Below are 24,157 nucleotides of genomic sequence, written 5' to 3' on the forward strand. Positions count from 1 at the left end.
CAGAGTCGGCGTTCTCTGCCATATGGATCGGCATGAATGGCACAGCATTCGACCTCGCGCTGAGCCTTTCCTTGAATTCACCTCCGCTTGAAACTCGGTGCTTGCTGGCCATGTGTTATGCGCGGCCACTCGTCTATTCTTGTAATTCATTCCTGTCCTTTCCTTATTGTAAATGCTCGGCTCATTTAATGAACTTCTCAGGCTCTTTCGCGGTTGGCCGCGCTATCGCAGCCGACTAATTCGGTCGCCGGCTTCCTTCGGGCGCCACGCGCAGTTTCGAGACAATCGCGCTCAAATGCGTGCGCGAACGGCCCGTCACCGAAAAATTGTCGAACAACTGGCTCACCATGTTGCGCACATGGCCTTCGCCAATGCCAAGCTCGGCCGCAATATACTTGTTGGGGCGGCCGTCGACCACGAGGTCGAGCACTTGCTGCTGGCGTTGCGTGAGCCAGTTGAAACTATTGCGGCCCACTACAGTGTCGGGTGAGGGTGAGGGTGCGGGTTCGCGCTCGGCCTGCATGATCGGAAAGAACTGGCCGCCAAGCAAGACAATCTTGACCGCGGTAACGATATCGTCGATCTTCGAATTTTTTTGCAAATAGCCCGAGGCGCCGTAGCGCTGGCACTCACGGCAGCGCTGGTAATCGAACTGGTCGGCCATGACGATGGCCGGCAAACTGTAGGCCACCTGCAATTGCCTGATCGTCTCCAGCGCGCTCTCGCCAGCCAGGTTCAGATCGATGATCGCCAACGCGTACGTCTTGTTCTGCGGATCCTGCTCCAGGCAGCGCCGCATGGCGGCAAAGGAGACGGCCTCCACCACGGCGTAGCCAGGGAAGGAATTCTCCAGGATCACCTGCAAGGCTTTGATCACCAACGGGTGATCGTCAACAATGATAATTTTTTTCATATTTTTTTTCGATAGCTCAATGCGCATTCTTTGGCGCGGGAACACGGTTCAGGCGGCGGCGTCCCAATCGATTTCGCGGATGAGCGCGGTGACCAGTTCGGGCGTCTCCAGCGCCGACATATGGCCGGAGGCGGGCGCTTCCACGAAACGCGCGCCGGGAATCAGGGCCGCAGCCCGTTTTAGGTCGGCAATACTGAGGCTGACATCGTCGCTGCCGCCAACAACGGTGGTGGGCACGGCGATCTGATGCAACCACGGTAATGCATTGTGCCGGTCCCAAATGACGGTGCGGGCGGCGCTTGCCATATCCTTGGCCGTGGTTGTGGCAAGGTTGGCCTTGAATTCGGCAATGCTTTGTGCATAACGACGGTGGGAGGGCGGCGCAAAAAACGACTTGGCCACGCCGCTGGCGAAAAACCGGGTGCTGCCGAACAGGCGCGCCGCGATGACGATCATGCGCTCGGCCATCCCCGGTCCGCCCGGCCGCGTTTCGTACGGCGTGTTCAGGGCGATCAGCGCCACCAGACGCTGCGGATGCAGGCGCGCCAGCTGGCTGCCGATCAGGCCACCCCACGATGTGCCCACAAAACCGGCGCGCGCAATGTTCAACTGGCCGAGCACCTCGAGCAGGGCCTCGGCGTGGGTCTCGATGGTGGCGCCGCTCGCCTGCGGACCGCTTGCACCGTGGCCGAAGCCGTCGATGAAGACCATGCGACATTCATGGCTCAGTGCGATCGCCTGGCGCCGATACAAGCTGTGGTCGGTAAATAGCGAGGGCCAAAACACTAGCGTGCGCGCGCCGGTGCCGATCTGGTAGACGGCAAGCCGGCCAACGGCGGTGTCGACCATGGCGGGGCTGCCAAAGTCTTCATCGGGCGCGCCGGCAGCGTGGTCGCGCGCGTCGGCAGGGCGGGGCGGGGCCAGCGGCGCGGCAAGGTTGGCGGGACGGTCCAGGATACTTGGTTGACGCATGGTAGTGTTTTCTCGGTCGGTATGTGCAGTACATACACTATCATTGGCGCTGGCTCTCAACAAGTAGCCAGTGTGATACATTGTGTATCTTTTTAGAATACAAACCACGCCATGGATAGTCCGAACGATGCATTTCGCTACCTGTCGACGCTTGCGGCCATCGTCGAGGCGGGCAACTTTTCGCGCGCTGCCGACGACCTCGGCGTCAATCGCGCGGCCATCAGCAAGCGCGTTTTGCAGATCGAGGCGGCGCTGGGCACGCCGGTGTTTTCGCGCAGCACCCGCAAGATGGAACTCACGCCGGCCGGCCGGGTGCTGCTCGACTGTTACCGGCGCGCCAGCGAAGCGCTTGACACCGGTATCGAGGAAGCGCGCGGCACCATGACCATTGTGGCCGGCAAGGTGAGCGTGAGTTGCGCGCCGTCGCTTGCCACCCACGTGGTGGGCCCGTCGCTGCACGCGTTCGCCACGCAGTTTCCCAAGATCCGGATCCACCTGCAGTCGCTGGCCGACGAGATCGAACGCGACGACGCCGACATCCAGCTGCGTATCACCCATCGCCCGCCGCCCGACAGCGCGGTGCGCAAGCTGGCGCGCGTGAACTGGACTTTGTGCGCCAGCGAAGAGTACCTGCACCGCTTTGGCGTGCCCGAGCACCCGGACGATTTACGCCAGCACAAGTTCATCATGCCGCAAAGTTACCAGCGCCTGAGCACCTTCGAGCATCGCGACAGTGGCGCGCTCGAGTCGCTCGCGCCGCAGGTGAGCTTGACGTCGAACATCCAGGAAACCATTTTCGGCCTGGTGCAGCGCGGCGCCGGCATCGGCCTGCTGCCCAGCTATCTGCTTGCCTTCCAGTCCAGCCACCGCCCGCTCAGGAGCTTGCTGCCCGCCTGGCAGTTGCTGGGGCGCCCGCCCGAAACCCTGTACGCGATCCATGCGCCGGCCAAACTGCTGCGCGCCAGCACCCGCGCCGTGCTCGACCATTTAACGGCGCTGGCGGCCAACCTGGGCGGGCAAGCGTCTTTCAAGGACCAAGCTTGACGCCCGAATCTACCCCGTACTTGCGCGGGTTGCACGCTTTCCAGCACACGTTTTCGCGCCGCTAAACCAGCTCGAACGTCTCCACCTGCAGCACCTGGCGCCGCACGGCCAGCGCGCCTTCAATGCCCAGCTTGCGCAGCGCGTCAATCGGCCGGATGGTCCATTCGGCGGTGGCGCGCGCGTCGGCGCTGTCGCCAAGCAGCAGGGGCTGGGCGTCGCCCCCCAAAGAGACTTCGTAACTGCCCAGCGGACGCGCCAGGCCTTGTTGCAAGGCCTTGCTGTAGGCTTCCTTGCGGCACCAGCCGCGCACGAACGCGGCGCGCCGCTCGCCCGTGACATGGCTGATCAGGGCGTGGTATTCGCGCGCCGAAAAGCCGCGCCGGGCAATGGCCAGAAAATTCACGTCGCTGGCGATATGCTCGATGTCGACGCCGTTTTCATGTTCGCAGCCGACGGCCACTGCCATGTGGGCGCCGCTGTGGCTAAGGTTAAAGCGGATCGCGCGTGCATTGGCCGCTGCGGCAACGTACGGCTTGCCGTGCGGCCCCTGTTGCAGGGGCACATCGCCGGGGGGCATGTCCAGGTAGCCGCCCAGAATGCGGCGCAAGGCGGCCCGGGCGGCCACGTAGCGCGTGCGGTGCAGCGGAAAATACAAGCCGGCCGCGTGATGCAGTTCTTGCGCCGACAGGGCCTTGGCGCAGGCCGCGCCATCCTCCGGCCGGCCCAGCCACAGGTGCACGCTCTCGCTTGACAGCAAGGGGTAGGGGGCCGCCATCAGGACGGCAGTTCGGCCAGCACCGCCGCCTCGATGAGCCGGTTGATCAGCGCCACCAGCGCAGCGCCGTGCTCGTTGAGATAAAAGTGGCCGCCGTCAAAAATGTGCAGCTCGCCCGCGCCGGCAAAGACGCGGCGCCAGGCCAGCATGTCGTCATGCTCGAGCGCGTCATCATGGCTGCCGCCGCACAGCGTGAGCGTGGTGGGAAGTACGGTACCGGCGTGGCCCACGTAATTGGCCAACAGTTTGAAGTCCGCGCGCATGGCCGGCATCAAGAGCGCCATCAGTTCGCGGCTCTGCAAGATCCGTTGCGGGGTGCCGTTCAGGCTTGCCAGGCGCGCGATGAACTGGGCGTCCGGCAATGCATGGATCGGCGCTTCGGCCCGGGGCAAAAACGGCGCCGGGCTGGCCGAGGCGATGAAATGCAGCGGCAACGGCAAGCCATCCCGGTGCAGCCTGCTGGCCAGCTCAAAGGCCACCTTGCTGCCCATGCTGTGGCCAAAAAACACGTATGGCTTGTCCAGCAGCGGCGCAATATGCGCGAACAGGGAATCGACCAGCTCGGCCATATTGTCGCAGGGCGCATCAGCCAGGCGGGTTCCGCGCGCCGGCATCTGCACCGTGACCAGCTCGGCCTGCGGGTGCAACTGGTCGAGCCAGCCATGGTAAGTCGCCGAACCGCCGCCGGCAAAGGGAAAACAAAATACCCGCATCGCCGCGCCGGGATCCGGGCGGGGTACGTCAAACACCATCTCGCTGCTTGCCATGGGCATCCTCAAAACGAACTTTTCAGCTTGACCGTCAGGTAGCTGTCGTCGCGGTAGCTGTAAAACAGGTCGCGCTTGGTTTCTTTGGAAAATGCCTGGCCTTCGAGCGACAGCGTCACGCCATCGCGCAGGCGGGTGGCCATCTCGAAGCGGTACGACTTGGCGCCCGTGCCATGGTGCGCATACGTGCCCAGCAAGTAGGTGGTTTGCGCCACGTTGTTGGCCACGTAGCGCACCGCCAGGAACAAGTCTTTTGAAAACGGCATGGTGGCGCGGTCGCCCCGGTCGTCATACAGGTATTCGGCCAGCAAGCCCACGTCGGCTGGGGCGCCAAAGGCACCCACGTAGGTGTATTCGACGCCGGCAACGGCCGAGCGGTAATTGGGCTGCGCCCGGCTGACATGGTTGATGGCTTCAAACTTGACCAGCAAGCTGTCAGTCGTCATTTGGGCGTCGATGCCGGTTTGTTTGATCTGCTCGTAATAGGGCGCCAGCACCAGCGGGCGGCCCGCCGCAAACACGGGCAGCAGCAGCGGTTCGCGCCCGGTGCCGACAAAGTGCGACAGGCCAAGGTCCCACTTGCCGATGGTTTTGGCGTAGCGCGCAGCCAGGTCCACATGGTGCTTCTCGTGCGTCGATTCATACGTGGCCAGGCTGGCGTCGATGTTGTAAGCCGGTTTCAGGCGTCCGCGCTCGCCCACGAACACGCGCTCGCGGAACATCGGCAGCACGTACAGGCTGAAGTTGCCCAGCTCGCTGTGGTACGACGCCTTGAGCGTCATTTGCCCCAGCTTGACGTGCTGGTCGATGTTGGGCGTCAGGTCGGTCTGGTTGAGCACGTCGACCAGGTGCCAGGATTCGGTCACGCCCCAAAATTCGGTGTGCATGCCGGCCAGCAAGCTAAAATTGCCGGCGCTGCGGCGCCACGACAGTTCGTTGAAGTCGATCCGGTTGCGGTGATTGTCGCGCTGGTCGGCGGTGGCGCGCGCGTCCACCAGGTAACTGCCGGCGCCGCCGGGCAAGTCATCGCCGTATTTGAGGTGCAGCTCCGCCGTGGCGCCGCCGCGGTAATTGGTCGCGCTCGGATTAGCCGAGTCGCCCTTGAAAAAGGTGCGGTATTCGCCGCTAATGTCGCCTTGCAAGGTTTGCGCCGCCGCGCCGCGCGGCATCTGCGCGGTCAGCGCGACCGTGCCAAGGATGCAAAATTTTACTATGCCGTTCATACTCATGGACGTTTATCTATTCTTGTAGAAAATTTAGGTGCAGCACGGCCGCCAATGGGGCGTGCTGGCGACTGCCGTGTTATTCCATCAGCTTCGATTCGGCCAGGTCGGCCTTGGTTAGTCCCGTGCCGAACTTGTAGTCTTTCCACAGCAGCACGGTGCTGCGACCGGTCTGGTGATTGACCATCGTCATCTTGCCTGCGCGCCAGAAGCGCTCGTTGTACAGCTTGTAGTCGTCAAAGCTGAGCGTTTTGAGCAGCGCGCCCTTGCGGTCGAAATAATCGATCTTGCGTGGACGGAAAATTTTCTTGTCGACCCACTCGTGCAGCAGGCTATAGCCGGAATCGGAATAGGCCGGCGTATTGGCCACCTTGAAGCATTCGACGCCGTTCAGCGGTTCGGTGCCGAGGTAGCGGTAGGTGTACTTTTCCGGCACCCAGGTCGAAATATCCTCGTAGGCAAATTCGCTGCCCACGAACGGGCCCGACTTGCTGCGCGTGGAAATGCGCTTGACGCGCTTGATCGCAGGCATGTACAGCCACTGGTCGTCCGGCGTCAAGCCATGCGAATGGATCAAAATGGCGGTGCCGGCCACGTCGCCGGGCGTGTCGAAGACATTGATCGAATGGTCGCCGTCGTCAGGGATTTCAAGCGCCTTGGTGTGGAACTTGCGCGTGGACGATTGAGCATCGGCCGATTTCAGGATCATCTCGGCGCTGGCGACGAAATCGCGGTAGCCGCTGTCGAGGCGCTTGGTCTCGATGGCGATCGCGTGGCCCTTCTTGACCGGGTCGGCAATGGCGTCGATCTCGGCGACCGACGCATACGCGTGTCCAATGCTCAAACTGAGCAGCAGCGCGGAAAACAAACTCTTTTTTTGCATATTGTGCCTCTTTGGTAAGGTAAATGGGGTGGTTCAGCCTGGGACAGCGTCGGCAAAGGCGACGCCTGCGCGCGCCTTTTTGGCAGCGGCGCGCTTGAGCATGGCGTTGTCGATAATCAGCAGCAGGGCAGGCGTGAGCAAAATATCGTGGATCAGCGAGCAACCGATCACCAGCGCGGTCAGGATGCCCATGCCGGCGTTGATCTGGAAGCTCGAAAAGCCCAGCACGCCAAAACCGGCCGCCAGCACTGCCAGCGACACCACGATCGGCACGCCCACGTTGGTAAAGGCAAAGCGCACTGCCTCGTCCGGGTTCAAACCCATCTCCTTGCGCGCCTGCAGGTAGCGCAGCACAAAGTGGATGGTGTCGTCGACGATCATGCCGAACGTCATGGCCGTCATCACCGACAGCGCCAGGCCGATCTGGCCCACTAGGTAGCCCCACAGCCCGAACGCCATGACAGCCGGCAGCAAATTGGGTAGCAGGCTGATGATGCCGTACTTCACCGAGCGAAACACCACCATCAGCACCGCGCCGATCAGCACAAAGGCGAGCAGGGTGCCGCTGACCATGCTTTCGGTATTGCGCATGCCGATATTGGCGAACATGGTCGTCAAGCCGGTGCCGTCGGCGGTCTTCATGCCGCCGCCGTTGGCGTGCAGCCACGCTTGCGCCCGGTTCTCGAAAGCGATCACTTCATTGCTCGACAGGTTCTTCAAGGTCGCCGTGACGCGGGTGGCGGTCTTGTCGAGGTTGATGCGGTCGCGCAAGTCCAGACCGTACGGCAGCGACATTTCATACAGCAACAAGTATTGCGCGGCCAGGTCGGCGCTTTGCGGCAGCGTGAACGCGGCTGGATCGTCGCCGTGCATATTCATGTTCAAGCGCTTGTAGATGTCGGTGATGGTATTGACATGCAGCACTTCCGGTTGTTGGCGCAGCCAGATCGTGAACTTGTCCAGGCTTGCCAGGTAAGCCGGGTCGCTGATACCGGCGTCAGTCTTGGCGCCCAGCGAATAGTCGATGTAGTAGATGCCCGTCAGGTGGCTGGCGGTGAAATCGGTATCGGTGCGGAACTGCACGCTTTTGTCGAAGTACTTCACGAATTCATCGTTGAAGACATTCTTGAATACGCCTGCCGAGGCGATCACGGTCAGCACCAGCACGTACGCCACCACCACTTTCGGCTTGGCGATGATGAATTCGGCAACGCGGTCCACGATCTTTTGCATAACGCCCTTGTTATCCTTGCCTTCCTTGACAGCGTAGGCTTTCGGCACCGGGAACAGCATCATGAAAGCGGGCAGGAACGTCACCGAAAAGACAAACGCGCCGATCACGCCCAGGCTGGTCATATTGCCCAGGTCGCGGAATGGTGGCGCTTCGCTAAAGTTCATCGACAGGAAACCGACCACCGTCGTCAGGCTGGTCAAAAACAGCGCGTAAAAAATCATGCTCATGCCGGCGACCATGGCTTCTTGCTTGCCCAAGCCTTTTTTCAGGAAGCGGCCGTAAGCCAGCAGCAAATGCAGGCAGTTGCAGATCGAAATGGCCAGGATGATGTTCGGTGCGTTGATGCTCACGGGATTGAGCAGCACGCCCATCCAGCCCGACATGCCCATGCTGACCAAAATCGAAAACGTCAGTACCAGGAAGGCGGCCAGGCTGGCCACGTAGGAGCGCAGCATCAGCGCCATCAGCACCAGGCACAGCACCAGCATGGCCGGCACCAGGGTCGACAAATCCTTTTGCGACGATTCGCCGAAGGCATTGTCCATCATCACCACGCCGGTCAGGTAGACGTCGACATCGGGATGCTCGCGCGTGATGGTGGCGGCCAGTTCGCGCACCTTGGCGACGATTTTCGGCACGCTCGACAACTCCTCACCCTTGGGAATGTTGAAGGTGACGTTCACCCCGGTGACCTTGCCGTCCGGCGAAATAGCGCGGTTGACCAGCAACGGCTCGTTGGTGGCGATATGGCGGATGTAGTCGATCTTCTTGGCATCGAGCTGTTTGACGTCGAGCACCAGGTCGTCGACCATGACGTCGTCGCCATCGGCGTGGCTGTGCTTGAAGTTGGTGATCGAATCGACGCGGCGCGAATACGGCAGCTTCCACGACTGTTCGGTGAGATTCGACACGATGGTCAAAAATTCCTTGTTGAACACGCCGTTCTTCGGGGCCAGCACGAACAGCACATTGTTCGACTTGGTATAGGTCTTTTCAATGTTGTCCAGTGACGTTACCTGGGGATTTTCTTTGCTGAAATAGATCCGCAAGTCCGTCTTGAACGACAGTTTGGTGATGCCAAACGAAATGACGGCCAGCGCCAACAGTGAAAGGAAGATCACCAGGAAACGGTTCCTGGTGATCCATTCGATATACGCTCTGATTAACATTGTGATTTTCCAGTTAAAACTTCAATAAATGCGTTTTGCTTGCGATGGCGTCACAGTGCTGCCAGCGCCGTTTGTACAAAGCCCGACAGCGACATTGCGTGTTCGTTCGACAGCATGGTGATGTGGTCGCCCTCGACCACGCTGACCGCCACCGGCCCGAGCGCATAGCGCTGCCAGCCGAGCGACGAGCTGGCCAGGTCGGCGCCCGCATCGTCAAAGGCGCTGTAGTCGTAATGGGGATTCGGCGCGCGCGCGCGCAGCAGCGCAACCCGCACCGGCAGCGGCGTGCCGCTGGCCCGATAGCGGATCTTGGCGTTGATCTTGAACACTTCCAGCAAGCCGCGAATCTGGCCGACGGGCGCCTCGGGCGGCACCATCTCCACCTGTTCCAGCGCCGCCTTGAGCAGCAGCAGCTGGCCCTCGTTGTCGGCCTGCGCCAGCGCCGCCTCGTCAATGGCGATGGCTTTGCCCGTCATGTGGGCGATGGTGCCCACCAGCACGCCAATCCATCCCGCGTCGGACAGGGCAATTTCCTGCTCCTTGGCAAAGTAATCCGGCGCCGGCGCATCGAGCACCAGCAAGATGTCCACCGCGTCGCCCTGGGCCAGCAGTTTTTGCACGATGACGTAAGCGATCATGCTGCCCACGCAATGCCCGCCGATCCGGTACGGGCCTTCCGGCCGGACCGATTTGATGGCCGCGATGGCCGCTTCCGCCATCGCTTCGACCGAGTCGAGCGGCGCGCTCACGCCGTCCAGGCCCTTCGCCTCGATCGCATAAAACGGTTGCTGCTCGCCGAGTGCTTGCGCCAGCGGGTAGTAATACAGCACGTTGCCCCCGCCCCCAGGGATGCAAAACAGCGGCGCCAGTGCGCCTTTTTCCTGGATTGCGACCAGCGAACTCCAGCTGGCCGCATTGTCGTGGGCGTCGATCGCTTGCGCGAGCTGGGCAATGGTGGGGCCTTTGATCAAGCTCGACAGCGGCATTTTCTGCCCCATCGTGATCTCGATCGCGGCCATCAGGCGCACCGCCATCAGCGAGTGGCCGCCCAGTTCAAAGAAATTATCCTTGACCGAAATGGTGTCCAGCAGCATCAGCTCGCGCCACAGCACCAGCAGCTTGCGTTCGGTGTCGTTGCGCGGCGGGATGATCTCGGCGTGCGACTGGCGCCGCGCCGCGTGCTGCGGCAGCGCCTTGCTGTCGACCTTGCCGTTCGGGCTGAGCGGAATTTCGTCCAGGAACATCACGGCGGCAGGCACGCAGTACTCCGGCATTTTGGTGCGCGCCGCGTCCAGGATCGCTTTTTCCTGCTGCACGCCGGCCTGGCTAATGTCTTCCAGGCGCACGTAGGCCACCAGGTAAGCATCGCCCGCATTGTCCTTGCGCATCATGACCACGGCCTCGCGCACCGCCGGGTGGCTGCACAACACCGCTTCCACTTCGCCCAGTTCAATCCGAAAGCCGCGCAGCTTGACCTGGTGGTCGATGCGTTGCAGGTAGTCGATATTGCCGTCGGGCAGGTAGCGCACCAGGTCGCCCGACTTGTACAGGCGCGTGCCAGGCTCCGTTGAAAACGGGTCCGGCACGAATTTTTCGCGCGTCAGCTCGTCGCGCTTGTGGTAACCACGCGCCAGGCCCACGCCGCCGATATGCAGTTCGCCCGGCACGCCTTGCGGCACCGGCTGCATGTAATGGTCCAGCACATGGATGCGCATATTGGCGATCGGTTTGCCGATCGGCACCACGTTGACCTGGTAATCGGCGCGGCACTGCCAGTAGGTGACGTCGATCGCCGCCTCGGTCGGACCGTACAGATTGTGCAGCTGCGCATCGAGTTTCTTGAAAAAGCGCGACTGCAATTCAAAGCTGAGCGCTTCGCCGCTGCAGATCACGCGTTTGACGCCCGTGCACAAGTGCGCTTCCTGGTCGGCGACAAACATGCTGAGCATGGACGGCACGAAGTGCAAGGTCGTGATGGCGGCGCTGCGGATGATGTCGACCAGGTACTTGCTGTCCTTGTGGCCGTCGGGCCGGGCCACGACCAGGCGCGCGCCGCACAGCAGCGGCCAGAAAAATTCCCAGACCGATACGTCAAAGCTGAACGGCGTCTTTTGCAGCACGGCGTCGCTCTCGTCGAGCGCATAGTGCTGCTGCATCCACAGCAGGCGGTTGCAAATGCCCGCGTGGGTATTGACGACGCCTTTCGGGTTGCCGGTCGAGCCGGACGTATAGATCATGTAGGCGGCGTCTTGCGCCGTCACGGCGGCCTGCGGATTGGTGCTGGCGAACTGGTCCAGGTCGAGCGTTTCAACGATGATGTTCTCAGTGCGCGCAGGGGGAATCAGGTGCGCCACGTCGGCAGCGGTGAGCAGCAGGCCGGCGTCGATATCGCCCAGCATGAAGGCCAGGCGCGCGACGGGGTAGGCCGGGTCCAGCGGCACGTAGGCGCCGCCTGCCTTGATGATGGCCAGCAGCGACACCACCATGTCGACCGAGCGGTTCATGCACACGCCAACGATGCTGTTGGCCTTGACGCCGCGCCCGATCAGGTAATGCGCAAGCCGGTTGGCGCGCTCGTTCAAGGCGTGATAGCTGAGCGTTTCCTGCTCGAACACCAGCGCGTAGCGTTCCGGGCTGAGCAATACCTGCTGCTCGATGAGCTGGTGCAGCGTGCTGTGGGCCGGGTAATGCACCTCGGTTGCGTTGAGCGCATACAGCTGGCGGTGGCGTTCCTCGACCGGCAAGATCGGCAGCAGCTGCACCGGGCAGTCGACCGACTCGACCAGGGCAGCGAGCATGACGCGCAAGCTGCTCTCGAGCTGGACCATGTCGGCGTCGCCAAACAGGTCGGTGTTGTACTTGAAAATGCCGTAAAAGCTGCCGTGGGTGTCGACAATTTCCAGCTCGAGCTCGAATTGGCCTTCCTGCTGGTTGACCGGATACTGCGACACGTCCAGGCCCGCCCAGCGGATGGTCGGCCCGGCCTGGCCCGGCACCCAGGCCGCGTTCAAGCCCTGGTCTTGCTGCGGCTTTTGAAACACGAACGACACCTGCGCCAGCGGCGCGTAGCTCGGGTCGCGCTTGGGCTTGAGCTTTTCGATCAGGCACGAAAATGGATAGTCCTGGTGTTCGAGCGCGTCGAGCACCGTGTTGTTGACCTGCTCGAGCAGCGTAGCAAAGCTCGGGTTGCCGGCCAGGTCGGCGCGCAGCACGACCGGATTGACAAAGTAGCCGATCGTGCGTGCAAAGTCGGCCTGGCTGCGCCCGGACGTGGGCGAGACGACGACAATGTCATCCTTGCCCGAATAGCGGTTCAGCAGCACGTAATAGGCGCTGAGCAGCAAGGTGTTGGGCGTCACGCCGCGCGTTCTGGCCAGCGCGTTCAGCTGGGCCGACAGCTCGGCCGGCAGCTGGAAATAGTGACTGGCGCCGTTGAAGCTCTGGACTGCCGGGCGTGCCTTGCTGGTGTGCAGGTTGATCGGGTGGATCTCGCCCTTGAGCTTGTCGGTCCAGTAGTGTTCCAGCGCCCGGCCCTGTGCGCTGTCGAGTAACTGTTCCTGGCGCGCGCTGAAGTCCTGGTAGCGCGCGCTGGGGATGGTCGCGGGGATCGGCTGGCCGGCCACGATGGCCTGGTAGATGTCACTCAGTTCTTCCATCAGGATCCACAGCGACCAGGCGTCGAAGGCGATATGGTGGACGGTAAACAAAAACACGCATGCGCGCGGCGCCACCTGGTACAGGCTGGCGCGCAGCACCGGCAGCTGGTCGAGCTGGAAGGGGCGCTGGTAGTCGCGCGCCATGGCCGCGGCCAGTTCGGCTTCGGACCAGGCGCTGGCATCGATGTGCTCGATGGCGACCTGGCCCATGGCGTGCACTATCTGCACCGGAACGCCATCCTCGATGCCGTAGGTGGTGCGCAAACTGGCGTGGCGCGTGATGCAGGCGTTCAGCGCGCGGTTGAACGCCACGCTGTCAAAGTCGCTGTGAATGGCGCTGTGAATGCGGATCGCGCTGGCGATGTTGTAGGCCGCCGACTGCGGTTCTTTCTGGTACAAAAACCACAGCGACTCCTGGCCCTTGGACATGGGAGCGCTTTTCTTCAGGCCGTTCAACTTGCGCTGCAATAACTCCGCCAGCAGCTTTTTCTTGTTTTCCTTCGCAACTTCCGAAGTGATCTCGCTTAAGTGTTCCACGTATTTTCCTCAGACTTCCATTTTTTTCGGTCGGTGTGACGGTCTTATTCGCTCACGGCCAGTGCACTGTTAAGCAGCTTGTCGAGCTCTTCTTCCGAGAGCGTGTCCAGGTTGTTGAGCTGGTCGATCAGCGCGCTCGCCTCTAACATTCCCACGTCGGAGGTTTCCACTGCCACCGGCGCCAGCGCTTCTTGCTGCGGCTGCAGGGTGGCCAGCTTGTGCGTGATGCTGGCGGCGATCTTGTCGATGCTGTTGCCCTTCATCAGCTCCAGGATCGAAATTTCGACCTTGAATTCGCCGCGCACCTTCATCTGCAAGTCCATTGCCATCAGGGAATCGAGGCCGAACTTGCTGATCGGGGTGCTCTGGTCAATCATTTCCAGCGGCAGCTTGAGCGTGGCGGCAATCTGCAGCTTGAAGTGGGCGGCCACCGCTTCGCAGGTGCCCTGTTCGCCCAGTTTTTGCAGCAGTTCAGGCCAGCTGGCTTGTTCGCCATCGCCCTCGGTGCCGTCGCCGGCCAGCAATTCGGCATACCGCGCCGCGCTACTTGCCGGCTCGTACTGGCGCCACAGCTGCCAGTCGACATCGAACACACCGACCTGCGCCACGGGCGAGCGCAGCACCGCCGACAGCGCTTCGAGCGCTTGCTCCGGTGTAAAGGAATGAATGCCCATGTGCGCCAAATGCTGCAGCACGCTGGTATTGCTGGCAGCCATGCCCACTTCGGCCAGCGCACCCCAGTTGACTGACGTTGCCGCCATGCCCAGCGCGTGACGATGGTGCGCCAGCGCATCGAGGAAGGTATTGGCGGCCACGTAATTGCCCTGGTTGCGGTTGCCGATCAGCGAAGAAATCGACGAATACAGCACGAAGCAATCGAGCGCCAGCGGCAGCGACAATTGGTGCAGGTGCCAGGCGCCCAGCGCCTTGGGCCGCATGACCTTGTCCAGGCTGGCGTTGTCGATATCGAGCAGGTTCTGATCGTCGAGCACGCCTGCGGCATGGAAAATGCCCTTGAGCGGCGGCATCGTGGCGGCGATGTCGGCAAACATGCCGGCCAGCTGGGCGGCGTCGCCAACATCGGCGGCGACCGATTTCACGTGCACGCCAAGCACGGCCAGTTCGGTCAGCGCTTGCTTGGCCTGCGCGCTAGCCGCACCACTGCGTCCCACCAGCACCAGGTTTTCGGCCCCTTGCGAAGCGAGCCACACGGCCATGCTCAAGCCAAAGCCGCCAAAGCCGCCCGTAATGAGGTAGCTGGCGTCAGGCTTGATGCGCACGCTGGCACTGGCCTTGTTGACCAGAGGCAGGGCGCCGGCGGCGTGGAACGACAACATCAGCGGGCGCGCGCTGCGCTCGAACTGACGGGCCGGGAAGGCAGCCAGCGGCACCGGTTTGCCATCGATGGCGCGCAAACCGGGATCGGCCAGCAGCAGGGCCACTTTTGCCAGCAGGGCACGGGCGCGCGCCAGGTCGCCGTCGAGCAGCGTGTCGCCCAGAATCGACATGGCCATCTTGTTCGGCCCCACCGGCGCGGCAACGCTGGCGGCGTCCGTGCACAGGTGGACATACTTGCCGCCGGCGGCCAGCAGCTGGTCGATGACCAGGCAGTCGACCTTGCCGGCGGCATTGAAGACGACGTCGAAGCCGGCGCCCATGCACACTGCCTTGAGCTGTACTGACAAAGCGGGCGAATCGAGGTTGAATACCGGCCCGGCTGGCGCCAGTAGGCTGTCTTCGCTGTGTCCCTTGGCACACACCAGGGTCAGCGCGCAGCCGCGCTGGCGGGCCAGACGATGCGCCGCTTGTCCGGGAGCCGTGTCGGCGCCCAGGATCAGCACGCGCTGTTGCACCTGGATATTGGCGAATTCGATCAATGCGCTGTAGGCGGCGGCAAATGCGGTTATGGCTGGCGCGGCCGTGCGCGCATCCCACTGCTGGGGCAGACGCAGCGCCAGGAACTGGTCGGTATCGAGGCACACAAAGCGCGCCAGGCGGCCGTGGTATTTCAGCATCAGCGAGTCGCCCACCTGGTAGCGGGTGACCTCTTTGCCGATGGCGGTGACGCGGGCGCACACTTCGCGCTGGCCGAGCAGCGGCAACGTGTCGCCGTCCAGCAGGCAACTGTCGATCTCGCATTCAATCTCGTTCGCTTCCGGCGCGCTGCGCTCGGTTGCCTGGAACTGGCAAGGGCGCTCGGCGGCCTCGCCTTGCTGGGCCAGCTCGAAAGCGCTCGCCGCTTCGGCCTGAATGTGCGTCTGCGGCTGATAGGTCGCGGCCAGTGACTGATTCACCAGCCGCTGCACGTAGCGCAGTTCGCCGCGCAGGGCCAGTTCCTGTTCCGCGCCCTCCTGGCGGCATTCGCGCACCACGGCGTCGGCCTGCTGGCACGAGATGGCATCGAGGTCGATCAAGGTGCAGGCCAGCGCCGGCAATTCAACGGCGGCAACCCGGCCCAGGCCCGTCAGCGAACTTTGCTGGACGCCATCGACCTTGTCGGCGGCGAGCACTTTGGCCGCTTGCCGGGTCAGTACGAACAGGCGGGTGGCGCGCTTGGCGCTGAGCGCGTCGGCGTGCTTGACGAGCGTGAGCAGCGCCTTGGTGGCGCCCAGGCCGGCCAGATCAACGCTGGCTTGCTGCATGCCCCAGCCAAAGACCAGTTGCATGTTTTCACGGGCTGGCTCGGCCGCCAGTTCGGCGAACAGGCGTTCGACATGCTGCGGCTGGTCCGGGTTGATGCCAATGGCGTTGTCGCCGTATTCCTGGTAACTGTCGTTCTGGTACACCGTACTGACCAGGTCGCCATGTTGTTCGACGAACGCTGCCAGCAGGCAGTCGCTTTCCTGGTCCGAGTTCAAAAACAGCACGGTGCGCGTTGGCGTGGCTGCGGCTGGCGTGTCGCCCAATGGCGCCTCGCGCCAGACGCTCTGGTAGGTCCAATGGTCCAGGTTGGCGATCTTGTTCTTGCCTTCAGCGCGCAGCGACTGGCAGCGCAAATTCTTAATTTCCACCATCACGTTGCCGTCATCGTCCATCAAGGTCAGGTCGCCCAGGATTTCCTTGTCCCCGATGGCGTGCAGCACGCCGTGGCAATGGAAGCTGCTGCCGAGGCGCCCGTACTGGCGCAATTGCTCGATTTCAACTGGCACATACACTTGTTTGACATGCGCGCCGGCGGCCGGCAGGGCCGAAATGAGCGCCTGGAAACAGGCGTCGAGCAAGGTCGGGTGCAGCTGGAACTGGTCCACCTGCGCGGCCAAGCCCGCGTGCCCCACGATGCGGGCCAGCACTTCCCCGTCCTGGCGCCACAGTTGTTCAATGCCCTGGAAGTAGGGGCCGTACTGCAGGCCGCGCGCGGTCAGTTCGGCATACACTTCAGCGGCCGGCAGCAACCGGTGGCAACGCTGCTTGATCGGGCTCAGGTCAACCGTATCCTGGTGGCGCAGCGTCAGCGGGGCGATGCTGCCGCTGGCGTGCAGCACGCTTTGCTTGCGGTCGTGGGCCGGGAAACTGTGAATGGCAAAGCGGCCGTTTTCGCCGCAGGCGGTCTGCAGTTCGGTTTCAAAGTCAGCGTCGAGCACCAGGGCGCTGTGCAGCGTCAGGCCACTGATCAGGCAAGCGTCGGAACCGGTGAGGGTTTTGCTGGCGGCCAGCGCCGCTTCCACGTAGGAGGCGCCAGCCAGCACGACCAGGCCTTCCACGCGGTGGTCCGGCAGGTAGTCGAAATAATTGCGGTTGAGCTGGCTGATCCAGGCCGGCGCCGGGCCATCCTGGCGCGCGCCCAGCATGGCCAGCGCGATCGGCTGGCCGACGCGGTCGGCAGCAGCCAGTTCGGAATCGTTCCAATAGCGTTCACGCTGCCACGGATAGTTGGGCAGGCGCACAAATTGCGGCGCCTGGCGCACGAAATCCCCGGCGTCCACAGGCGCTTGTGCGCCCGGAACAAAGTGCTCGGCCGCCACGGCGGTCCAGTCGAGCGCATAGCCGCGTGCATACAATTGTGCCAGGCAATGCTTGATGGCGTCCTGTTCGGCCACCTTGCGGTTGAGCGACGCTGCCGTGAAGCCGTCGACCTTTTTCTTGTCGAAGCATTCTTTGATCGAGGCCGACAGCACCGGGTGGGGGCCGATTTCCAGGAAATCGGTAAAGCCGGCATCGATCATGTTTTCCAGCGCGCGGTAAAAGTACACCGGATCGCGCACGTTCTTGCACCAGTATTCGGCGTCGAAGGCAACGCCGGTCACTTGCTTGCCGGTAGCGGTGGAGTAAGTCGTCATGGCCGGCAGGAATGGCGTGAGCGGCGCCAGGCTGCTGCGAATTTCGTCCAGCAGCGGATCCATGGTCGGGCTGTGATACGCCACTTCGACTTGCAGCAGGCGGTTGAACACGCCGCGCTCGGTCAGGTCGGCCGCGATGCTGGCCAGCGCCGTCTCGTCGCCGGCCAGCGTGATCGAGGTCGGCGCGTTGATCGCCGCAATCGACACCTTGCCGTCGTGACGGGCGACAACGGCGACGGCATCCGCTTCGGTCAGGCTGACCGCCAGCATGGCGCCCTGGTGCGCCGCCTTTTTCTGGATCCGGCTGCGGTGATAGCTGACCAGCAGTGCCTGTTCGAGCGGCAAAATGCCTGCCACGTAAGAGGTGGTCACTTCGCCCACGCTGTGACCGATTACGGCGGCCGGGGTGACCCCCCACGACTTCCACAGTTCCACCAGCGCCACCTGCAAGACAAAGTTGGCCGGCTGCGCGACCTGGGTTTCGCCGATGATCGAGGTCGCTTCAGGTTTGCGCAGTTCGTCGATGATGGACCAGCCCGCGATGGTCTGGAACAGCGCGTCGCAACGCTCGACCATCGCCAGGAACACCGGCTCGGTCTGCATCAATTCGCGGCCCATGCCCCACCATTGCGGACCCATACCGGTAAAGACAAACGCGAGCTTGTTGCGCGGATCGTTCACTTGCGAGGACAGCACGCCGCTGCCTTCCTGCTGTTGCTCGACAAAATGGGCCAGCCGGGTGCGCACTTGCGCCAGGTCGGCGCCATTGATGACCAGGCGGTGCGTCAGGTGGGCGCGCCGGGCGCCGCACGAGTAGCTCAGGTCGGCCAGCGACAGGGATGGATTTGCTGTGACCGGCAGATAGCTGGCGGCCAGCGCCTGCAGGGCCGGGCGGCTTTTGGCGGACAGGGCCACCACATGCTGTTTGGCGGCCCTGACCAGCTCTTTGTCTTCGCCCGGCAGAACGCGCGGGGCGGCGCCGCCATGGCTTTCCAGGATCGCGCAGGCATTGGTGCCGCCGTAACCGAAGGAATTGATGCCCGAATAAATGGGCTGGGAACCGGGGGCGAGCGGCTCGACCTGGCGCGGAATATGGATGTTGAGCGCCTCGAACGGGATTTTCGGGTTCAGGTTGACCAGGTTGGCCTGGGGCGGCACTTGCCGGTATTTGAGGCACAGCGCGCTCTTGATGACGGCGGCGATACCGGAAGCGGCTTCCAGGTGGCCGATATTGCCCTTGACCGAACCGACGATGCATTTGTCGTCGGGCCGGCGTTGCTGGCCGATGGTGCCGCCGATGGCGCTCATTTCGATCGGGTCGCCAATCGAGGTGCCGGTGCCGTGCGCCTCAAAATAGGCAATCTCGTGCAGCGCCACGTTCGCTTGCGCGGCGACCTTGCGGATCAGCGCTTGCTGGGAGTCCGGATTGGGCACGGTGATGCCGTCGGTGCGGCCATCCTGGTTGCAGCCGGTGGCGCGCACCACGGCGTAGATCTGGTCGTTGTCGCGCTCGGCAGCCGAGAGCGGCTTGAGCACCACGATGCCGGCGCCTTCGCCGCGGCCGTAGCCGTCGGCGCGCTCGTCGAAGGCTTTCGAGCGCCCGTCCGGCGAGAGGAAGCCACCCTTGCACATGGCGATGAAAATTTCCGGACGGTGCATGATATTCACGCCGCCGACCAGGGCCAGCGCGCTGTCGCCGCTCCAGATGGCGCGGCAGGCCTGGTCCAGGGCCACCATCGACGACGAGCAGGCCGTGTCGATGCTCATGCTCGGGCCTTTCATGTCGTAGACATAGGACAGGCGGTTGGCCAGCAGCGTGAGCGTCATGCCCACCGCCGTGTTGCTGGCGATCGAATGGCGGTTGAGCGGGCTCAGTTGGGTCAGTTTGTTGTCGAGCATGAAGCCGCCGACGTAGACGCCGGTGTCGCTGCCGGCCAGGGAATCGGGATCGATGCCGGCGTCTTCCAGCGCTTCCCAGCTCACTTCGAGCAGCATCCTTTGCTGCGGGTCGAGCGAGGCCGCTTCGCGCGGGGAAATGCCGAAAAACAGGGCGTCGAATTCATCGATGCGTTCCTGCAGGAAGCCGCCCGACTTGACATACACCTTGCCCGGCATGTCGCGGTTGGTGTCGTAGAAGCGCTTGCTGTCCCAGCGCTCGGCCGGCACATCGACGATGCAATCTTTTCCTTCGAGAAGATTGTTCCAGAATTTTTCCGGGTCGGAAGATCCACCCGGGAAACGGCAGCCCATGCCAACGATGGCGATGGGTTCATTGTTGGCTAGCGCTACTTTGCTTGACGTGACATTCATTTTTTAGCTCGCTTCGAGAATTTTTTTGCCTGACAGCCGGAACAACCGGCCGGCCAATGCATCGCATGGGGGATCAAAAACAACGCGCGGCACCCCGGAAGCGAGATGACGCCAATTTAAATATCTGTAACTGCGCATCAGCAGGACCAGCGTCCGCCCCCACCCGTACGTCGCGTGCGCGACATTGCGGGACGACGTGCTAATCTGAAGTGGGCTGCGCTGTACGTGACCTTTCCAGCGACATTGCTGGCCACGCTGCACACCGCCAAGGCGCGCGGCCACGAGGCATCCGGTTTCTTGGCGTCCCGCTCCATTGCGGGGTATCCAGCCGCGCGTGCGATCAGCCGGCACTGATGCGGCCAGGCGCGCGAGCATTGTTCGCGGCATGGTCTTGCTGCGGCCCGAATCTGTTGCAGCTACAGTAATTTCCGATGTGAATTTTAGATGATTGGTATTTTGTTAAACAGATGAAATTTGTCGGGTTAACAACATTGCAAATGTCATGTTGCAGTGCAAACACGCTCGTGGACGAATTTAAATTAATTTTGGGCAACAGTGTTTTACGGTAGTATGTATTTTGATTCCATCCGTAACGTTGTCTGATGACCAGCTTGAATTTGATGACCCTTCTGTGCCACGCTGGCCTGGCGCCCCGAGTGAAGGAACTGCCATGAGCAAGATTTTGCAGTTCACTTGTATAGTGATGAGTGCACTGCTTGCCGGCGTCCCTGTTGCCCCGGTGCGCGCCGCAACCCTGACCATGGCGTGCGATTCCATCGGCCACGGGGCCAGGGTGTGCGAGGAGGGCGTGCGGGAGTGGGAGCGCAAGAGTGGCCATACGGTCAAGATGCTGCTCTTGCCGCCGTCATCCTCGGAGCGCCTCACTTTGTACCGGCAGTTGCTGGACGTGAAGTCGCCCCTGGTCGATGTCTTGACCATCGATATCGTCTGGCCCGGCATTCTGGCCGACTCGCTGGTTGACCTGAGCAAACCGGCCGCGCCCACGATCAAGGAACACTTTCCCGCCATCGTCAAGAGCAATACCGTCGGTGGCCGGCTGATCGCCATGCCATGGTTCACCGATGCGGGGCTGCTCTATTACCGCAAAGACTTACTGGATAAATACAAACTGAGCGTCCCGGCCACCTGGGCCGAGCTGACCGCTACCGCGCGCACGATTCAGAAAGCCGAGCGCAGCAGCGGCCGGCGGGGGATGTGGGGTTATGTGTGGCAAGGCCGGCCGTACGAAGGGCTCACCTGCGATGCGCTCGAGTGGATCGTCAGTTTTGGCGGCGGTTCGATCGTTGAAACGTCGGGCGCCGTTACGGTCGACAACCCGGCATCGATCGCCGCCTTGCGCATGGCAAAAAGCTGGATCGGCGATATTTCTCCGGTGTCGGTGCTGAGCGCGCGCGAGGAAGAGTCGCGCGCCATGTTCCAGAGCGGCGACGCGGTGTTCCTGCGCAACTGGCCATACGTCTGGTCCGTGGTCAACGCGCCGGACAGCCCGGTGCACAACAAGGTCGGCATCGCCGTCTTGCCGCGCGGGCCTAACGGCGCGGCCGGCACCACGCTGGGCGGCCACCAATTGGCCGTATCGAAGTTTTCGCGCAATCCCGACCTGGCCATCGACCTGGTGATGTTCCTGACCGGCCGCCAGGAGCAAAAGCGGCGCGCCGTCGTGCTTGGGGTGAGTCCGACGATCGGCAGTCTGTACCAGGATGCGCAATTGGTCGCCATGAACCCTTACCAGGAAACCTTGCGCGCGGCCGCCGCCAGCGCAACTCCGCGCCCCTCCAGCGTTACCGGGCGCAAGTATGAGCAGGTCAGTTCCGAAGTGTGGAAGACCGTGTCCGGCGTACTGGCCGACGGCAAAGACCCGGCGTCCAGCGTCAAGGCGCTCGAGGCGACACTGAACGCCATGCACACCGAGCGCACATGGTAAGCGCGCCCCAAGGCACACCGCAGCTGAGCCGGCCAGCCTACTTGGCTGCCATCGGCGTTGCCGTGCTGGTCATTGGCTTCGCCCTGACCATGTTGCTGGCCTGGCACTGGCACCTGGTGCGCCTGATCCAGTGGCGCGCCGAGTACGCGCCGATCCAGTTCAACGCCGCCCTTGGCCTGCTCGCCAGCGCCGTGGGCTTGCTGGCGTTGACGGCCGGCGCGCGCCGCAGCGCCGTGCTGTGCGGCGCGCTCGGCATACTGCTGGGCACGCTGACGCTGGCGCAATACGGTTTCGGCCTCTCGCTCGGCGTCGACACGCTGTTTCTCGACCCGTATCTGACCGGCCACACTTCCACCCCCGGGCGCATGGCGCCCAACGCGGCATTGTGCCTGGTCTTGACCGGGCTCGCGCTGGTCTGCCTGGCCGCGCGCAATGCGCTTGCCGCGACCGTGGCGGGGCTGGCCGGCTTGCTGTGCGGCGGCGTGGCAGTGTTGGCCGTTGCCGGCTACGCGGCCAACGTCACGATGGCTTACGAGTGGTTCGGTTTCACGCAGATGGCCTTGCCCACGGCGCTCGCGTTCAGCCCCCTGGCCTGTGCCTTGCTGCTCCACAGCGCCAGCCGCTGGCAGGCGCACCGCATGCTGCGCCGCCTTTGGCGCCCGCTGATGGTTGCCGGCGTCATGAGCGCCATGACCTGCGGTATGTGGCTCAGTCTGCTCGACGCGGAACGCGCGCAGTTGCAGCGGACCGGCAAGGACGAGATGGTGAAATTCATTTCGCGCGTGAGCGCGCCGGTCGCCTCGCGCATCGCCGCGCTGGGCCAGATGCAGCGCCGCTGGGAGTTTCGCGGCGCCACGCCGCGCGCCGAATGGGAGGCCGATGCGGCCGCGCTGCAGGAGGCGCCGGGTTACTTTCGCGCCGTCCAGTGGGTCGACCCGGAGCGCATCGTGCGCTGGGTGGTGCCGCTGGAAGGCAATGAGGGTGCGCGCGACATCGACCTGGGCGCCGAACTCAATGGCCTGGCCGCGCTGGAAGTGGCGCGCGTCAAGCGCACCCTGAGCGTGACCCACGTCATTGCGCTGGCCCAGGGCGGCGACGGCTTCATGGCGATCCAGCCTTTGTTTGACGGGCCGCGCCTTGATGGGTTTATTGTCGGCGCGTTCCAGGTGCAGCCGATGATCGCGCGCGCCGTGAGCCAGAGCGAGTTCGCCAACGGGTATGCGATCCAGGTGTCGGACGGCGAGCGCAAGCTGTTTGGCCTGCGCGACGAGTTGCTGCCCGATGCGGGCCTGGTGCATGAAGGCGTGCTGCCGTTTCATGACGTGCGCTGGCAGGTGCGCATGTGGCCCACGCCCGCGTTCGTGGCGGAGCAGTCGTCCTGGCTGCCGTGGACCGTGCTGGGCACCGGGCTGTTGGTCGCCTTGCTGCTCGGGCTCATCATGCTGCTGATCCGGGTGGCCGACGAGCGCGCCCAGGAATTGCGCGTCGAGATCGGCGTACGCACCCGGGCCGAGCAGGAAAACGCGCTCCTCATTTCAGAGCTGGAAGTCGTGTTTGCCAACGTCATCGTCGGCATTGCGCTGATCAAGGACCGGCACACCGTGCGCTGCAATGAGCAGTACGCCGAGATCTTGGGCTACCAGATGGTGCAGGTGGTCGGCCAACCGGTCTTGCCGGGCCACCCGAGCGAAGCGGTGGCGCGCGAAGTAGGCACCGCGGTCGATATCGCGCTGGCGGCCGGCCAGTCGTTCACGGTCGACCTGGAGCTGGCGCGGCACGACGGCAGCCTGTTCTGGGCCGCGTGCTTTGGCAAGGCCCTCGACCCGCATGACATCAAAAAGGGGACGGTGTGGGTGCTCGAGGATATTTCAGGGCGCAAGTCGGCCGAAGAGCAGCTCATTTACCAGGCGCAACATGACGCGCTGACGGGACTGGCCAACCGCACCATGCTGGCCGACCGCCTCAACATGGCCGTCAACCATGCGGCGCGCCACAAGCACCAGATGGCCGTCTGCTATATCGACCTGGACCGGTTCAAGTACGTCAACGACACCTTCGGCCATGCGACCGGCGACCAATTGCTGCTCGCCGTCGCCCAGCGCCTGCTCGGCTCGGTGCGCGACACCGATACCGTGGCCCGGCTGGGCGGCGATGAATTTGCCGTGGTGCTGTCCGAAGGCATCGATCCGCAGGTGGTGGCCACGGTGCTGCAGCGCATCCTGGACAATATCTGCGCCAAGCTGGAGCTGGGCGGCCAACCGTTTTCCGTCAGCGGCAGTATCGGCGTGGCCATCTATCCGGAGCATGGACTCGATGCGCAAACCTTGCTCAAGCGCGCCGACGAAGCCATGTACCAGGCCAAGCAGGCCGGGCGCAACAACTGGCGCGCCTATGCGCCGGCGGTGGTCGAGCCGGCCTGAGCCGGCGCACTCGGACAAGTGTCTTACCCGCT

Annotated in this window: 12 protein-coding genes; 3 read left to right on the top strand and 9 right to left on the bottom strand. The window is 63.1% G+C overall.

All coding sequences use genetic code 11. The features are described from left to right. Nucleotides 1-235 precede the first annotated feature (235 nt). Both ACP7D4_RS22805 and ACP7D4_RS22810 read right to left on the bottom strand, forming a co-directional pair. Complete coding sequence (locus tag ACP7D4_RS22805) at nucleotides 236-913, bottom strand: response regulator (RefSeq protein WP_426106637.1); 678 nt, start codon at nucleotides 911-913, stop codon at nucleotides 236-238. Nucleotides 914-961: 48 nt separating this feature from the next. Then, nucleotides 962-1,885 carry an alpha/beta fold hydrolase gene (locus ACP7D4_RS22810; RefSeq protein ID WP_426211479.1) on the bottom strand — a complete coding sequence of 308 codons (924 nt, stop codon included), beginning with the start codon at nucleotides 1,883-1,885 and terminating at the stop codon, nucleotides 962-964. 111 nt (nucleotides 1,886-1,996) lie between these two features. Between ACP7D4_RS22810 and ACP7D4_RS22815 the strand changes: the two genes are divergently transcribed. Next, nucleotides 1,997-2,929 carry a LysR family transcriptional regulator gene (locus ACP7D4_RS22815; RefSeq protein ID WP_426211481.1) on the top strand — a complete coding sequence of 311 codons (933 nt, stop codon included), beginning with the start codon at nucleotides 1,997-1,999 and terminating at the stop codon, nucleotides 2,927-2,929. 61 nt (nucleotides 2,930-2,990) lie between these two features. On the opposite strand, the gene ACP7D4_RS22820 is transcribed toward ACP7D4_RS22815, so the two are convergent. From ACP7D4_RS22820 to ACP7D4_RS22850, 7 genes are all read right to left on the bottom strand, one after another. Then, nucleotides 2,991-3,704 (bottom strand): 4'-phosphopantetheinyl transferase family protein, encoded by a 714-nt coding sequence (locus tag ACP7D4_RS22820; protein ID WP_426211482.1) that lies wholly within the window; start codon nucleotides 3,702-3,704, stop codon nucleotides 2,991-2,993. Then, nucleotides 3,704-4,471: a thioesterase II family protein gene (locus ACP7D4_RS22825; RefSeq protein ID WP_426211483.1), complete on the bottom strand. Its 768-nt coding sequence runs from the start codon at nucleotides 4,469-4,471 to the stop codon at nucleotides 3,704-3,706. Before ACP7D4_RS22825 ends, ACP7D4_RS22820 begins: the two co-directional genes overlap by 1 nt. A gap of 8 nt (nucleotides 4,472-4,479) precedes the next feature. Then, a complete protein-coding gene (locus ACP7D4_RS22830; protein ID WP_426106645.1) occupies nucleotides 4,480-5,694 on the bottom strand; it encodes a hypothetical protein in 1,215 nt (404 codons plus the stop codon). Nucleotides 5,695-5,773: 79 nt separating this feature from the next. Next, a complete protein-coding gene (locus ACP7D4_RS22835; protein ID WP_426106647.1) occupies nucleotides 5,774-6,577 on the bottom strand; it encodes an outer membrane lipoprotein-sorting protein in 804 nt (267 codons plus the stop codon). Nucleotides 6,578-6,610: 33 nt separating this feature from the next. Beyond that, nucleotides 6,611-8,980 carry an efflux RND transporter permease subunit gene (locus ACP7D4_RS22840; protein ID WP_426211485.1) on the bottom strand — a complete coding sequence of 790 codons (2,370 nt, stop codon included), beginning with the start codon at nucleotides 8,978-8,980 and terminating at the stop codon, nucleotides 6,611-6,613. A gap of 50 nt (nucleotides 8,981-9,030) precedes the next feature. Further along, nucleotides 9,031-13,173: a non-ribosomal peptide synthetase gene (locus tag ACP7D4_RS22845; protein ID WP_426211487.1), complete on the bottom strand. Its 4,143-nt coding sequence runs from the start codon at nucleotides 13,171-13,173 to the stop codon at nucleotides 9,031-9,033. Nucleotides 13,174-13,217: 44 nt separating this feature from the next. After that, complete coding sequence (locus ACP7D4_RS22850) at nucleotides 13,218-19,760, bottom strand: SDR family NAD(P)-dependent oxidoreductase (protein WP_426211489.1); 6,543 nt, start codon at nucleotides 19,758-19,760, stop codon at nucleotides 13,218-13,220. A 670-nt stretch (nucleotides 19,761-20,430) separates the two neighbouring features. Here ACP7D4_RS22850 and ACP7D4_RS22855 point away from each other — a divergent pair. Beyond that, on the top strand, nucleotides 20,431-21,705 hold the full coding sequence (locus ACP7D4_RS22855; protein WP_426106652.1) for an ABC transporter substrate-binding protein: 1,275 nt from the start codon (nucleotides 20,431-20,433) through the stop codon (nucleotides 21,703-21,705). After that, nucleotides 21,699-24,125 carry a diguanylate cyclase domain-containing protein gene (locus tag ACP7D4_RS22860; protein ID WP_426211491.1) on the top strand — a complete coding sequence of 809 codons (2,427 nt, stop codon included), beginning with the start codon at nucleotides 21,699-21,701 and terminating at the stop codon, nucleotides 24,123-24,125. Before ACP7D4_RS22855 ends, ACP7D4_RS22860 begins: the two co-directional genes overlap by 7 nt. Nucleotides 24,126-24,157: the final 32 nt, after the last annotated feature.

Source organism: Massilia sp. TWP1-3-3 (assembly GCF_049897805.1).
Lineage (GTDB): Bacteria > Pseudomonadota > Gammaproteobacteria > Burkholderiales > Burkholderiaceae_D > Telluria_A.

Coding starts and splice junctions, on each gene's coding strand:
- ACP7D4_RS22830 (WP_426106645.1), bottom strand. CDS start 5,694: ATGAACGGCATAGTAAAATTTTGCATCCTTGGCACGGTCGCGCTGACC.
- ACP7D4_RS22850 (WP_426211489.1), bottom strand. CDS start 19,760: ATGAATGTCACGTCAAGCAAAGTAGCGCTAGCCAACAATGAACCCATC.
- ACP7D4_RS22855 (WP_426106652.1), top strand. CDS start 20,431: ATGAGCAAGATTTTGCAGTTCACTTGTATAGTGATGAGTGCACTGCTT.
- ACP7D4_RS22820 (WP_426211482.1), bottom strand. CDS start 3,704: ATGGCGGCCCCCTACCCCTTGCTGTCAAGCGAGAGCGTGCACCTGTGG.
- ACP7D4_RS22805 (WP_426106637.1), bottom strand. CDS start 913: ATGAAAAAAATTATCATTGTTGACGATCACCCGTTGGTGATCAAAGCC.
- ACP7D4_RS22835 (WP_426106647.1), bottom strand. CDS start 6,577: ATGCAAAAAAAGAGTTTGTTTTCCGCGCTGCTGCTCAGTTTGAGCATT.
- ACP7D4_RS22825 (WP_426211483.1), bottom strand. CDS start 4,471: ATGGCAAGCAGCGAGATGGTGTTTGACGTACCCCGCCCGGATCCCGGC.
- ACP7D4_RS22840 (WP_426211485.1), bottom strand. CDS start 8,980: ATGTTAATCAGAGCGTATATCGAATGGATCACCAGGAACCGTTTCCTG.
- ACP7D4_RS22810 (WP_426211479.1), bottom strand. CDS start 1,885: ATGCGTCAACCAAGTATCCTGGACCGTCCCGCCAACCTTGCCGCGCCG.
- ACP7D4_RS22815 (WP_426211481.1), top strand. CDS start 1,997: ATGGATAGTCCGAACGATGCATTTCGCTACCTGTCGACGCTTGCGGCC.
- ACP7D4_RS22860 (WP_426211491.1), top strand. CDS start 21,699: ATGGTAAGCGCGCCCCAAGGCACACCGCAGCTGAGCCGGCCAGCCTAC.